Raw genomic sequence first — 13,127 nt, 5'->3', positions numbered from 1 at the left:
ATGATCGCCCCGGTGTCATGCTGGCCGGCTCTGCGCGTAGCTATCTCAACCGCTACGGCGTCAAGGTTGGCGACAGCCCGGTCGTCGTGACCTCGCATGACAGTGCCTGGCTCGCGGCCTTCGATCTAGCCCGCGCCGGCGTCAAGGTCGCGGCCATCATCGATATCCGCCCCACCGTTCCGGCCCATCTCACGGCGAGTGCCTCGGCGCTAGGGATCGACGTGCTGCTCGGCTGGACCGTCACCGGCACCAAGGGCCGTCTGCGCATCTCATCGCTCCGTGCCAAGCCGATCGATGGCAGTCAGGCCCGCGAATTTGCCTGCGACGCCCTGCTGATGAGCGGCGGCTGGAACCCCAGCCTGCACCTGTTCTCCCACACCCAGGGCAAGCTGGAATGGCGTGAAGACGCGCAGGTCTTCCTGCCGGCCAAGCATATCGAACAAAGCCGCTGCGCCGGTGCCGGTAACGGCAATTTCGGCCTGGCCAAGGTGCTGGCCGAAGGCGCAGAGGCCGGCGTCGCCGCCGCTGCTGATGCCGGTTTCACCGGCACGGCCTCGGCCTATGCCGTCAGCGACGAGCTCGACATGACCGGCATCAGCAGCCGGGAACTGCCGACCGACAAGAACCCGTCGACGGCCAAGGCCTTTGTCGATTTCCAGAATGACGTCACCGCCAAGGACATCCGCCTTGCCGTGCGCGAAGGCTTCAAGTCCATCGAGCATATCAAGCGCTATACCACCACCGGCATGGCGACCGATCAGGGCAAGACATCTAACATCAACGGCCTCGCCATTGCCGCCGACGCCGTGCAGCGCCAGGCTCCCGCCGTCGGCCTCACCACCTTCCGCCCGCCCTATACGCCAACCACGTTCGGGGCTTTCGCCGGCTATAGCCGTGGTGGCCTGTTCGACGTCACCCGCAAGACCTCGATCGATGCCTGGGCGCAGGAAAAGGGCGCCGTGTTCGAGCCTGTCGCCCTGTGGCGCCGCGCCTGGTATTTCCCCAAGCCCGGCGAAGACATGCATGCCGCGGTGGCACGCGAATGCAAGGCGACCCGCGACTCGCTGGGCATTTTCGACGCCTCGACCCTGGGCAAGATCGAGATCGTCGGCCCCGACGCCGCCGAATTCCTCAATCGCATGTACACCAATCCCTGAAGCAAGCTTCAGCCCGGTCGCTGCCGCTATGGCGTGCTGCTGGGTGAAGATGGCTTCATTCGGGACGATGGCGTCATCGGCCGCCTGGCAACCGACCGCTTCCATGTCACCACCACCACCGGCGGCGCTGCCCGCGTGCTCAACATGATGGAAGACTATCTGCAGACCGAATTCCCCGACCTCAAGGTCTGGCTCACCTCGACCACCGAGCAGTGGTCGGTCATCGCCATCAATGGCCCCAATGCCCGCAATCTGCTGGCGCCGCTGGTCGAGGGCATCGATCTGTCGGAAGAGGCGTTCCCGCACATGTCGGTCGCCAGCGGCAAAATTTGCGGCGTGCCGACACGGCTGTTCCGCATGAGCTTTACCGGCGAACGCGGTTATGAAGTCAACGTGCCGGCCCACTATGGCCGGGCCATCTGGGAAAAGCTGATCGAAGCCGGCCAACACTATGGCGTCACGCCCTATGGCACCGAGACCATGCACGTCCTGCGTGCGGAAAAGGGCTACATCATCGTCGGCCAGGATACCGATGGCACGCTGACCCCCGATGACGCCGGCCTCGGCTGGGCCATCGGCAAGGCCAAGCCCGATTTCGTCGGCAAGCGCTCGCTGGCCCGTCCGGACATGCTCAAGCCCGACCGCAAGCAATTGGTGGGCCTGCTCACCGCCGACCCAAAGGTAGTGCTGGAGGAGGGGGCCCAGATCGTGCTCGACCCCAACCAGTCCGTGCCGATGAAGATGGTTGGCCACGTCACGTCCTCTTATTGGAGCGTGTCGCTGGACCGGTCCATTGCCCTGGCGGTGATCGAGGGCGGCAATGCCCGCATGGGCGAGACCGTCCACATTCCGATGCCGGACGGCACCCTGCAGGCGCAAGTCACCAGCACCGTCTTCATCGATCCCGAAAACACGCGCCTCAGCGCTTAAGGAGCAGACAATGATGCAGACCCATCATCCTCTGGCCGAACGCGCGCTCCCGGGCGCACAGGCTCGCGTCAACATCCGCCCGGTCGAAGACGGCGCCCGCTTCATCCTGCGCATCGATCCGCAAAACCTGGCTGCAGCATCAAGTGTGTGGGGCGCTAGCCTGCCGCCGACCATCGGTGGCCTGGTCTCCGGTTTCGGACGCATCGCCACCTGCATCGGTCCCGATGAATGGTATCTCATCGCACCGCTCACCGAGCAGGACGCCATCGAGAGCGCCTTTGCAGCGCTTTACGCCACCACGATCCACAGCCTAGTCGATGTCAGCCACCGCGAAGTCGGCATTGCGGTCGAAGGCCCGGCTGCGGTCCTCGCGCTCCAGGCCAGCATAGCCTTCGACATTGCCGCCATGCCTGTCGGCAGTGGCTGCCGCACCATCATCGATAGGGTGCAGATCATCCTGCTGCGCGAAGGGCAGGACAGCTTCCGCGTCGAAGTCTGGAATTCGTTTTCCGACCACGTCTGGAACCTGCTGGCCGGCATCTGCCGCGAAATCGAGCTTGGCGTCTGACGCCTTCAAAAGGAAAACCTATGACGACCGAAGCGAGCGCTGCCCTCGATGCCCTTTTCGCCCAGCTCGGGATTACGCCCATCGCCATCGAGCATCCTCCCGTTCACACGGTGGAGGAGGCGCTTCCGTTCTGGTCCGCGCTCGAAGGCGTGCACACCAAGAACCTCCTGCTGAAAGGCGCCAAGGGCGGTCTCTGGCTCGTCTGCGTCCCCACCGATCGCCGCCTCGACCTCAAGGCCCTGGCGGCTCACGTCGGCGCCAAGAAATTCTCCTTCGCCAGCGCCGAGACGCTGTTTGAGGCGCTTGGCGTGGTCCAGGGCTCGGTCAGCCCACTCGCGCTGATCAATGACAAAGCCAACGCGGTCCAGCTCGTCCTTGCCAAGGACATGCTGGCCCAGCCGCGCATCACGGTTCATCCGCTGACCAATACGGCCACCGTCTCGCTGACCAGCCACGAACTGGTCAAGCTTGTCACCGCAACCGGCCACCGCCCGGAAATCGTCGACTTCGATACGCTGGCCAGCGCTTAGACCGCGGCTTTCCGCTCGCTGCTCGGGCTGTGCCCGAAATGGTCGAGATAGCTTTGTGAGAAATACGACGCAGAACTGAACCCGCTGGCCATCGCCACGTCGAGAATGGGCATGCGCGTCTGCCGCAGCAGGTGGGAGGCGTGGTCGAGCCTGATCTTGATATAGTGCCGGTTGGGCGAAGTCCCCAGATGCTTGAGGAACAGCCGCTCCAGCTGCCGCGGTGACAAAGCGACACCTCGAGCAAATTCCGCGATGGTTAGCGGTCGCTCGATCGAGCGCTCCATCAGCGAGATGATGCGCAGCAGCTTGGGATCGGCCACGCCGAGCCGCGTCCGCATATCCATGCGCTGCCGCTCGCTCGCTTCGCGAATGCGGTGGTGGATCAACTGATCGGTCACCGCGCTCGAAACCGCCTCGCCATGATCGCGCTTGATCAGCGACAGCATCATATCCGCCGCCGCCACGCCACCGGCGCAGGTGAAGCGGTCCCGGTCGATCTCGAACAATTCCTCGCCAATATCGAGGTCGGGGAAATCCGCCCGGATTCCGGGCCGGTTTTCCCAGTGGATAGTGCAGCGATAGCCATCCAGCAACCCGGCCTGGGCCAGCACATAGGTGCCCGTACAGACCGCCCCCGGCGATGCTCCAAACTTGGTTAGCCGCCGCACCACTGAAATGAGGTCGCGGTGGTCGATCAGTTGCACGTCGACGCCGGCACAAACCACCACGGCATCCATGTTCGGCGCGTCGCGAAACGACTTGTCCACGTTGACCCGCACGCCATTGGAGGCTTCAGCGGTGAGGCCATCCGCCGAGTAGAGATGCCATTCGTAGAGCTTGCGACCCGTCGCGCGATTGGCCAGCCGCAACGGTTCGAGCGCTGCGGTAAAAGCGATCATCGAGAACTGCTCGGTGAGCATGAAGCCAAAGACCTGGGGACCAGAACCGCTATGCACCACGCCACCCCATGAACATAATGTCGTAAAATCTAAAGCAGCTGTCGCCCCGCATCAAGACAACGCGGCGAAAAACGGCAACTCTGAACCCCTAGCGAGGACGATTTCCGCCTCGTGTCTCTGTTGAGGAGAGACGCCAGATGCTCGACAAAGCCTCGCTCCTTGCCCGCCTCGTGCATGGCCGCAAGCCCGGCCATAGCCTCGATGCCCCATTCTATACCTCGCCAGAGATTTTCGATGCGGATATGGACATGATCTTTTCGCGCCACTGGATTTATGTCGGCGTCGAGCCCGACGTGGCCGAGCCCGGCGACGTGATGACGGTCGATATCGGCAAGAACTCCGTCCTCATCGTCCGCGACGACGACAACAACGTCAAAGCCTTCCACAATGTATGCCGCCATCGCGGCGCGCGGCTGATCGACGAGGAAAAGACCACGGTCGGCAACCTGGTCTGCCGCTACCATTCGTGGACCTATAACCTCGAAGGCAACCTGGTCCATGCGCCGCATATGGGCGCGGATTTCGACCGCTCCTGCAAAGGGCTGAAGCTGGTCAACCTGCGCTCGCTCGAAGGCCTGCTGTTCATCTGCCTGTCCGATAATCCGCCGGAGGATTTCGACGACATGGCCGCCCGCATGGGGCCTTACATCGCGCCGCACAAAGTGCGCGACACCAAGATCGCCTATCAGAGCGACCTGATCGAGATGGGCAACTGGAAGCTCACCATCGAAAACAATCGCGAGTGCTATCACTGCGAGGCCAACCATCCCGAACTGACGGTGCCGCTGTTTGCCTATGGCTTCGGCTTTGCGCCCGAGGAATTGGACCCGATCGATCTGGAAAATGCGCAGCGCTATGACAAGCTGCGCCAGACCAGCCATGCCGAGTGGGAGAGCATGGGCCTGCCATCGCGCGAAATCGAGGAACTCGATACCCGCGTCACCGGTTTCCGCACCGAGCGCCTGCCGCTCGATGGAAATGGCGAGAGCCATACCATGGATACCCGCGCTGCCTGCCGACTGCCGCTGGGTGCCTTCACCAATGCCAAGCTCGGTGGCCTCTCGTTCTGGACCCAGCCCAATTCCTGGCACCACTTCCTCGGCGACCACATCGTGACCTTTGCGACCTTCCCCCTCGAAGCGGGCAAGACGCTGGTGCGCACCAAGTGGCTGGTCAACAAGGATGCGGTCGAGGGCGTCGACTACGACCTCGCCAACCTGATCGAGGTTTGGACCGCCACTAACGGCCAGGACGCGGCTCTGGTTGAAATGTGCCAGAGCGGCGCTCAAAACCCCGCCTATGAGCCTGGTCCTTATTCTCCCAATACCGAGATGCTGGTGGAGAAATTCCAGCGTTGGTACATCGGCCGCATGACTGAGCATATGGGCCTATGAGCGCCATGAACGGCGTCCCCACATTGCAACTGGCCAGCGAAAGCTGGGACAGCGACGCCGACGAGATTCTGGTGTGCCAGGCCGTGCGGGAGGAGACGCACGACGTCAAAACCTTCATGCTGAAACCGCTGTCGCCGCGCCGGTTCAGCTACCAGCCCGGTCAGTTCATGACCTACAGCTTCGAGATCGGCGGCGAGACCATCCACCGCTGCTATACGATTTCGGCAGCGCCGACCCGGCCGGACACCATTTCGCTTACCGTCAAGCGCGTGCCCAATGGGCCGGTCTCGAACTGGCTGCACGACAATCTCAAGCCCGGCGTCCGCCTCAAGGCCCTCGGCCCGATGGGCGATTTCACCTGCTTCTCCCATCCGGCGGCGCGCTACCTGTTTCTCTCCGGCGGCAGCGGCATTACCCCGCTGATGTCGATGGCGCGCACCTTCCACGACCTGGCAGATCCCAAGGACATCGTCTTCGTCCATTCGGCGCGTACCAGTGCCGACATCATCTTCCGCGACGAGCTGGAAATGATGGCGCGGCTCAATCCCAATTTCCGTTTCGCCCCCGTGGTCGAGGCCGTTACGCCGCATGCGCCCTCCAGCGGGCTGCGCGGACGCCTGTCGACGCCGATGCTGTCGCTGATCGCGCCCGATTTCCTCACCCGCGAAATCTTCGTCTGCGGTCCTGCGCCCTATATGGCCGCCGTGCGCGCCATGCTGGAAGCCGCCGGTTTCGACATGAAGCGCTACCACGAGGAAAGCTTCAATTTCGCCGAGTTGACCAAGTCCGAGCAGTCCGAGGTGCTGGTCGCCGAGGTTGCCGAAAACCTCGACGTCCCGGTCAAGACCTTCAAGGTCGAGTTCACCAAGACCCGCCGCTCAATCGAAGTGCCCGAAAACATGTTCGTGCTGGAGGCCGCAAAGCGCGCCGGCATGCGGCTGCCCTCGTCGTGTACACAGGGCATGTGCGGCACCTGCAAGTCCAAGAAGGTCTCGGGCTCGGTCGACATGACCCACCAGGGCGGCATCCGCCAGCGCGAGATCGACGCCGGCATGGTGCTGCTGTGCTGCTCCAAACCCACCAGCGACCTGGTGATCGAACGCTAAACCGGCGAGCTACACGCTCGGTATCTTAGTGCACGCCACTTCCAGCGCGCACCGGTTTACTGCGCAGCGCCGCGACGACGTTCTGGCTGAAAATGCTGCCGACCAGTTGCCCGTCCGCGCCCCTGACGCAAACCGACGGTGCGCCCGCGGACAATTGTTCGATAACGGCGGCAAGGGGACTGTCTGCGGGCACAGCATTCACGCCACTGCCGATTTCAGGCGACATGATGTCCATGGCTCGCAGCACGTTGAGCGGGTTCATATGCGCGACGAAATCCTCGACATAGTCGTCGACCGGGCTGGCGATGATCTCCTGTGGCGTACCGCATTGCACGATTCGCCCGCCCTCCATCAGCGCAATGCGGTCACCCAGTTTGAACGCTTCATCGAGATCGTGGCTGACGAAGATGATCGTCCGCTTGAGTTTGGCCTGCAGCTCCAGCAGCTCATCCTGCAGCCGCGCACGAATCAGCGGATCGAGTGCCGAGAATGGCTCGTCCATCAGCAGGATCGGCGCATCGGTGGCAAAGGCCCGCGCCAGCCCGACGCGCTGCTGCATGCCGCCGGAGAGTTCGCTCACATGGCGCTGGGCCCAGTCGGTCAACCCGACGAGTTCCAGCTGCGTGCGCACCTTATCCTCGCGTTGCGCCTTGGGCATGCCGCCCAGTTCCAGGCCCAATGCGACATTGTCCAGCACTGTGCGCCATGGCAGCAGGCCGAACTGCTGGAACACCATGGCCACCGTCTTGCGCCGCAGCCGCAGCAGGTCCTGGCGCGAGCACGCTGCCGGATCGACGCTCCAGGGGCCATCATTGATCCGCACCGCGCCGCGCACCACCGGGTTGAGCCCGTTGACGGCGCGCAGCAGCGTCGATTTGCCGGAGCCGGACAGGCCCATCAGCACCAGGATTTCGCCGGTCTTGACGGTCAGCGAGCAGTCGTGGACGCCCAGAATCTGGCCTGTCTCTTTGCGGATATCACTGCGCGTCATGCCCTTGTCCATCAGGGGCAGGGCCAGTTCCGGATTGGGGCCGAAAACGATGTTGACCTTGTTGAAGATGACGGCGTCTTCCATGGGTCTACCTCTGTTTGATCCGCAGCATCCGGTCGAGGATGATGGCCACGACGACGATGATGAAGCCGCTCTCGAAGCCGAGGGCAGTATTGACCGAGTTGAGAGCGCGCACCACCGGCACGCCGAGGCCATCGGCACCGACGAGCGCCGCCACCACAACCATGGACAGCGACAGCATGATGGTCTGGTTCAGCCCCGCCATGATCTGCGGCAGGCTGTAGGGCAGCTCGACTTTCCACAGCTTCTGGCTGGCCGTGCCGCCAAAGGCGTCGACCGCTTCGAGCAGCGCCGGGGGCGTCGTCGAAATGCCCAGATAGGTCATGCGGATCGGCGCCGGCAGCACGAAGATCACCGTGGCAATCAGGCCGGGCACCATGCCAATACCGAAGAACACGATGGCGGGAATGAGGTAAACGAAGGTCGGTAGCGTCTGCATCAGGTCGAGCAGTGGCTGCACGGCCTGGTAGAGCCGCGGCCGATGCGCCAGCCCGATGCCGACGGGGACGCCGATCGCCATGCAGACGATGCAGGCCGAAATCACCAGCGTCAGGCTCTCGGTGGTTTCTTCCCAATACCCCTGGTTGAGGATGAACAGGAAGCCGACCAGCACCAGCAGGCACGTGGTCCATTTGCGCTGCAAGTACCAGGTCAATGCGAGGAATATTGCGATGATCACCAGCGGATGCGGCGTCTGAAACAGCCACAGGAGCCCGCCGATCAGTCCCTCGGCGCCCGCTGCCACCGAGTCGAAGAACCCGGAGAAGTTATCTTTGAGGAAATTGAAGACCGCGCTGGCCCATTTGCCGACCGGAATCTTGTTGTCTGTCAGCCAATCCATGCGGCGCCCCCGGCATTGCAGGCTCAGAGTCCGTTTGAGAATTCGCTGGGCCGACCCAGTGGAGTTTCCGGACGGACGTTAAAAACAAATCAGCCCGGTCGCAAGGACCGGGCTGATGATTGCTTGGCTTAGACGCCGAGCGCCGCTTTCATGGCGGCCACACCGTCGCCGCCATCCAGCGTCGTCACGCCGGCGACCCAGCCCAACACCACGTCGGAATTGGCCTTCATCCAGGTCATCGTGGCTTCGTCCGCTTCGACGCCGTCGTCGAGGATCTTGCCCATGATTTCGTTCTCCATCGGCAACGAGAACTTGAGATTGGTCAGCAGCTTGCCGACATTGGGGCACTCGGCGGCATAACCCTTGCGGGTCACCGTGTTGACCACGCCTTCGCCGCCGAAGAAGTCTTCGCCGCCGGTCAGATATTTCAGTGGGAACTTGGCGTTCATCGGATGGGGTTCCCATCCCAGGAACACCACGTCCTTATTGTCCTTCACGTCGCGGTCGACTTCGGCGAGCATCCCTTGCTCGGAGCTTTCCACCACCTTGAAGCCCCCAAGATCGAACTTGTTGGCGTCGACCAGGCTGATCAGATAGCCATTGCCCTCATTGCCGGGCTCGATGCCGTAGATCTTGTTGTCGAGCGAAGCGGCGAACTCATGGATTTTGGAATAGTCGGTCAGGCCCTTGTCATAGGTATAGGCGGGCACCGCCAGGGTGTAGATGGTCCCGGTCAGGTTGGTCGCCACGTTCTCGATTTCGCCGCTGTCGAGATAGGGCTGGATCGCGCCAGCCTGGGCCGGCATCCAGTTGCCAAGGAAGATATCCACGTCGTCGCTGTCGAGCGAGGCATAGGTCACCGGCACCGACAGCACCTTGACGTCGACCTTGTAGCCGAGCGCTTCGAGAATCTGCTTGGTTGTCGAGGTGGTGGTGGTGATGTCGGTCCAGCCGACGTCGGAAAATTTCACGGTGCTGCAATCTGCGGCGTGCGCAACGCCCGCGAGCAGCGACAGCGCGATGGCGCTGGTCAGAGTAAGGCTAGTCTTTTTCATAGTCCGTCTCTCCTGATTGCGGGTTTTGGGCGAAAGTCTTTTTCTTGATTGACGGCTCAATCAAAAGCGAGACAATCACAAATGTAAACTCAAATTGTGAGCAGCCCACGAAAATGCCGAAAATCGGTGCAGAAGCGGTCCGCCGAAAAGCGATGATCGAGGCGGCCATCGTCGAGATCGGCGAAGCGGGCAGCCTCGACGTCACGGTCAGCCAGATCGCGCGCCGGGCAGGGATGTCACCCGCTTTGGCCCACCACTATTTCGGCTCCAAGGACCAGATGTTCCTGGCTGCGATGCGCCACATCCTCAAGCTCTATGGCGAAAGCGTGCGCCGCCGGCTGGCCAGCGTCCGCACGCCACTGGGTCGCATCCACGCCATCATAGACGCTAGTTTTGCCCCCGACCAGTTTCAGCCCGAAGTCGTCGCCTCCTGGCTGACGTTCTACGTCCGTGCCCTTCAATCCGAGGAAGCCAGCCGCCTCCTACAGATTTACGCAAGGCGGCTGCACTCGAATCTGGTGTTTAACCTGCGGCAGATTTTCGATGTCGATACCGCGCAGTCGGTCGCGCAGGGCATGGCCGCGTTGATCGACGGCTTCTACATTCGCCATGCCTTGCAGGATTTCGCCCCGGCCCAGCCCGAGGTGCGCGCGCTGGTGATGGACTATCTCGAACTCTATCTCGTCAGGAACGCAAAGCATGGCTGAGCGGCCCAATATCCTGATTTTCATGGTCGACCAGCTCAACGGCACGCTGTTTCCAGATGGCCCGGCCGACTGGCTGCATGCGCCCAATCTCAAAGCGCTCGCCGCCCGCTCGGCACGATTCGCCAACACCTATACGGGCTCGCCGCTGTGTGCCCCCGGCCGCGCCAGCTTCATGTCCGGCCAATTGCCCCACAGCACCCGCGTCTACGATAACGCCGCCGAATTCACCTCGGATATCCCCACCTACGCCCATCACCTGCGCCGCGCCGGCTATGCCACGACGCTGTGCGGCAAGATGCATTTCGTCGGTCCCGACCAGATGCACGGTTTCGAGGAGCGCCTGACCACCGACATCTACCCGGCCGATTTCGGCTGGACCCCGGACTATACCCGCCCCGGCGAGCGCATCGACTGGTGGTACCACAACCTCGGCTCCGTCACCGGGGCAGGGGTGGCCGAGATCACGAACCAGCTCGAATTCGACGATGAGGTCGCCTTCAACGCCGTCCGCAAGGTGCACGACCTCGGCCGCCGCCTCGATGCGCGCCCCTGGATGCTCACCGTCAGCTTCACCCACCCGCACGATCCCTATGTCGCGCGCCAGAAATACTGGGACCTCTACGCGGACTGCGAGCATCTGACGCCCGAAGTCACCTCCATCGCCTATGCGGATCGGGACCCGCATTCGCGCCGCCTGCTCGACGCCAGCGACGCCCAATCCTCCCCGCTGACTGACGATGACATAGCCCGCTCCCGTCGCGCCTATTTCGCCAATATCTCCTATATCGACGAGAAGATCGGCGACGTCCTCGCTGCTCTCGATGGCACGCGCCAGGCCGAAAATACCATCATCCTGTTCGTCTCCGACCACGGCGACATGCTCGGCGAGCGCGGTCTCTGGTTCAAGATGAACTTCTTCGAAGGCTCCGCCCGGGTCCCCCTGATGATCGCTGCGCCCCAGCTTCCTGCCGGACGCATCGACACGCCGGTGAGCACCATGGATGTCACGCCCACCCTGTGTAATCTCGCCGGCATCGACATGGGCCCGGTCCTGCAATGGACCGATGGCGAATCGCTGGTGCCGCTGGCTAATGGCGCGGCGCGCTTCTCCCCCGTCCGCATGGAATATGCTGCCGAAGGTTCGGTCGCGCCCATGGTCGGGCTGCGGCTGGAGCAGTGGAAATACATTCACTGCGAGGTCGATCCGCCGCAACTGTTCGATATCGCCGCCGATCCGCACGAGTTGAACAACCTTGCCGCTGACCCCGCGCATGCCACGACGGCCGCCTGGTTTGCAGTACAGGTCGCCGAAACCTGGGCATTGGCCGCGTTTGATGCCGATGTCCGCGCCAGCCAGGCCCGCCGCCATCTCGTCTATGAAGCTTTGCGCAACGGCGACTACTATCCCTGGGATTTCCAGCCGCTGCAAAAGGCCTCCGAGCGCTACATGCGCAACCATATGGACCTCAATGTCCTCGAAACCTCCAAGCGTTACCCGAGGGGCGAATAATGCGCGATGTCCAACCCGCCGGCAGCCATTTCATCGATGGCGCCTATATCGATGACCCCGCCGGCCGCCTGATCGAGTGCATCTATCCGGCCACCGGCGAAGTCGTCGCGCGCCTGCATTCGGCAACCCCGGCCATCATCGAACAGGCCCTCGCTTCGGCCGTTCGTGCGCAAAAGGAATGGGCCGCCCTCCGCCCCGTGATCCGTGGCCGCGTCCTCCGCAAGGCCGCCGATATGCTGCGCACCCGCAACCAGGAACTCTCCGAACTCGAAACCATCGATACCGGCAAACCCATCCAGGAAACCCTAATCGCCGACGCCGCTTCCGGCGCCGATGCGCTCGAATATTTCGGCGGCCTCATCGCCTCCGATACCGGCGAAACCATCCCGCTGGGCGGCGATTTCGTCTACACCATCCGCGAAGCCCTCGGCGTCTGCGTCGGCATCGGCGCCTGGAACTATCCCACCCAGATCGCGTGCTGGAAGGCCGCGCCCGCGCTCGCCTGCGGCAATGCCATGATCTTCAAGCCGTCGGAAACCACTCCGCTTGGCGCCCTCAAGCTGGCCGAGATCCTCATCGAGGCCGGCGCACCGGCCGGCCTGTTCAACGTCGTCCAGGGTTACGGCGATGTCGGCGGGGCGCTTGTCACCGACCCGCGCGTGGCGAAAGTCTCGCTCACCGGCTCCATTGGCACCGGCCGCAAGGTCTATGCTGCCGCCGCCGAAGGCATGCGCCACGTCACCATGGAACTCGGCGGCAAGTCGCCCCTCATCATCTTCGACGACGCCGATATCGACAGCGCCGTCAGTGCCGCCATCAATGCCAATTTCTATTCCTCCGGCCAGGTCTGTTCCAACGGCACCCGCGTCTTCGTCCACGACGCCATCCGCCCCACCTTCCTGGATCGCCTGGTCAAGCGCACTGCCAACGCCATCATCGGCGACCCGCTCGATGAGACCACCCAGGTCGGTCCACTCGTCTCCGAAGCCCAGCGCAACAAAGTCCTCGGCTATATCGAAACCGGCAAGGCCGAAGGCGCCAAGCTCCTCATCGGCGGCCGTGTCCCCCCCAGCCAGAATTCCGGCTTTTACGTCGAACCCACAATCTTCGCCGATGTCACCGACGACATGACCATCGCCCGCGAGGAAATCTTCGGCCCGGTCATGTCCGTCCTCGGCTTCGCCGATGAGACCGACGTCATCACCCGTGCCAACGCTACCCAATTCGGCCTCGCCGCCGGTGTCTTCACCGCCGACATGGCCCGCGCCCACCGCGTTATCGGCCAACTCGAAGCCGGC

Annotated in this window: 11 protein-coding genes and 1 pseudogene; 8 read left to right on the top strand and 4 right to left on the bottom strand. The window is 62.9% G+C overall.

Annotated elements, in window-relative coordinates:
• The 3 genes and pseudogenes from JWP26_RS14710 to JWP26_RS14700 form a co-directional block, all read left to right on the top strand.
• Positions 1-2,087 (top strand): annotated as a pseudogene (locus JWP26_RS14710) (glycine cleavage T C-terminal barrel domain-containing protein); the annotation flags it as partial.
• Between the two features lie 10 nt (positions 2,088-2,097).
• Positions 2,098-2,655 carry a sarcosine oxidase subunit gamma gene (locus JWP26_RS14705; protein WP_299729104.1) on the top strand — a complete coding sequence of 186 codons (558 nt, stop codon included), beginning with the start codon at positions 2,098-2,100 and terminating at the stop codon, positions 2,653-2,655.
• Between the two features lie 20 nt (positions 2,656-2,675).
• Positions 2,676-3,185, top strand: coding sequence for a prolyl-tRNA synthetase associated domain-containing protein (locus JWP26_RS14700; RefSeq protein WP_299729102.1), 510 nt, complete (start codon positions 2,676-2,678; stop codon positions 3,183-3,185).
• On the opposite strand, the gene JWP26_RS14695 is transcribed toward JWP26_RS14700, so the two are convergent.
• Positions 3,182-4,141, bottom strand: coding sequence for a GlxA family transcriptional regulator (locus JWP26_RS14695; RefSeq protein WP_367184142.1), 960 nt, complete (start codon positions 4,139-4,141; stop codon positions 3,182-3,184). The genes JWP26_RS14700 and JWP26_RS14695 overlap by 4 nt on opposite strands.
• Positions 4,142-4,281: 140 nt before the next feature.
• Here JWP26_RS14695 and JWP26_RS14690 point away from each other — a divergent pair, with 140 nt between their 5' ends.
• Together JWP26_RS14690 and JWP26_RS14685 are read left to right on the top strand one after the other, a co-directional pair.
• Complete coding sequence (locus tag JWP26_RS14690) at positions 4,282-5,538, top strand: aromatic ring-hydroxylating dioxygenase subunit alpha (RefSeq protein WP_299729100.1); 1,257 nt, start codon at positions 4,282-4,284, stop codon at positions 5,536-5,538.
• A complete protein-coding gene (locus JWP26_RS14685; protein ID WP_299729098.1) occupies positions 5,535-6,644 on the top strand; it encodes a hybrid-cluster NAD(P)-dependent oxidoreductase in 1,110 nt (369 codons plus the stop codon). Before JWP26_RS14690 ends, JWP26_RS14685 begins: the two co-directional genes overlap by 4 nt.
• 25 nt (positions 6,645-6,669) lie before the next feature.
• Here JWP26_RS14685 and choV read toward each other — a convergent pair whose 3' ends face one another.
• The 3 genes from choV to choX all read right to left on the bottom strand — a co-directional run bounded on the left by choV (position 6,670) and on the right by choX (position 9,612).
• Positions 6,670-7,719, bottom strand: a complete 1,050-nt coding sequence (choV, locus tag JWP26_RS14680; protein ID WP_299729096.1) for a choline ABC transporter ATP-binding protein — start codon at positions 7,717-7,719, stop codon at positions 6,670-6,672.
• A gap of 4 nt (positions 7,720-7,723) precedes the next feature.
• Positions 7,724-8,557: a choline ABC transporter permease subunit gene (gene choW / locus JWP26_RS14675; RefSeq protein WP_299729094.1), complete on the bottom strand. Its 834-nt coding sequence runs from the start codon at positions 8,555-8,557 to the stop codon at positions 7,724-7,726.
• 128 nt (positions 8,558-8,685) lie between these two features.
• Complete coding sequence (gene choX, locus JWP26_RS14670; protein ID WP_299729091.1) at positions 8,686-9,612, bottom strand: choline ABC transporter substrate-binding protein; 927 nt, start codon at positions 9,610-9,612, stop codon at positions 8,686-8,688.
• Between the two features lie 113 nt (positions 9,613-9,725).
• Between choX and betI the strand changes: the two genes are divergently transcribed.
• The 3 genes from betI to betB all read left to right on the top strand — a co-directional run.
• Positions 9,726-10,319 (top strand): transcriptional regulator BetI, encoded by a 594-nt coding sequence (gene betI, locus JWP26_RS14665; protein ID WP_299729088.1) that lies wholly within the window; start codon positions 9,726-9,728, stop codon positions 10,317-10,319.
• Positions 10,312-11,829 (top strand): choline-sulfatase, encoded by a 1,518-nt coding sequence (betC, locus tag JWP26_RS14660; RefSeq protein ID WP_299729085.1) that lies wholly within the window; start codon positions 10,312-10,314, stop codon positions 11,827-11,829. The genes betI and betC overlap by 8 nt, the downstream gene beginning before the upstream one ends.
• A partial coding sequence (betB, locus tag JWP26_RS14655) for a betaine-aldehyde dehydrogenase (protein WP_299729082.1) occupies positions 11,829-13,127 on the top strand: 1,299 nt, incomplete at its 3' end. The genes betC and betB, both read left to right, overlap by 1 nt.

Origin of the sequence: Devosia sp., from assembly GCF_028290435.1 — a bacterium.
Classification (GTDB): Bacteria; Pseudomonadota; Alphaproteobacteria; order Rhizobiales; family Devosiaceae; genus Devosia.
The sequence above is the reverse complement of the archived record's forward strand: the minus strand, read 5'-3'. Positions and strand labels throughout refer to the sequence as shown.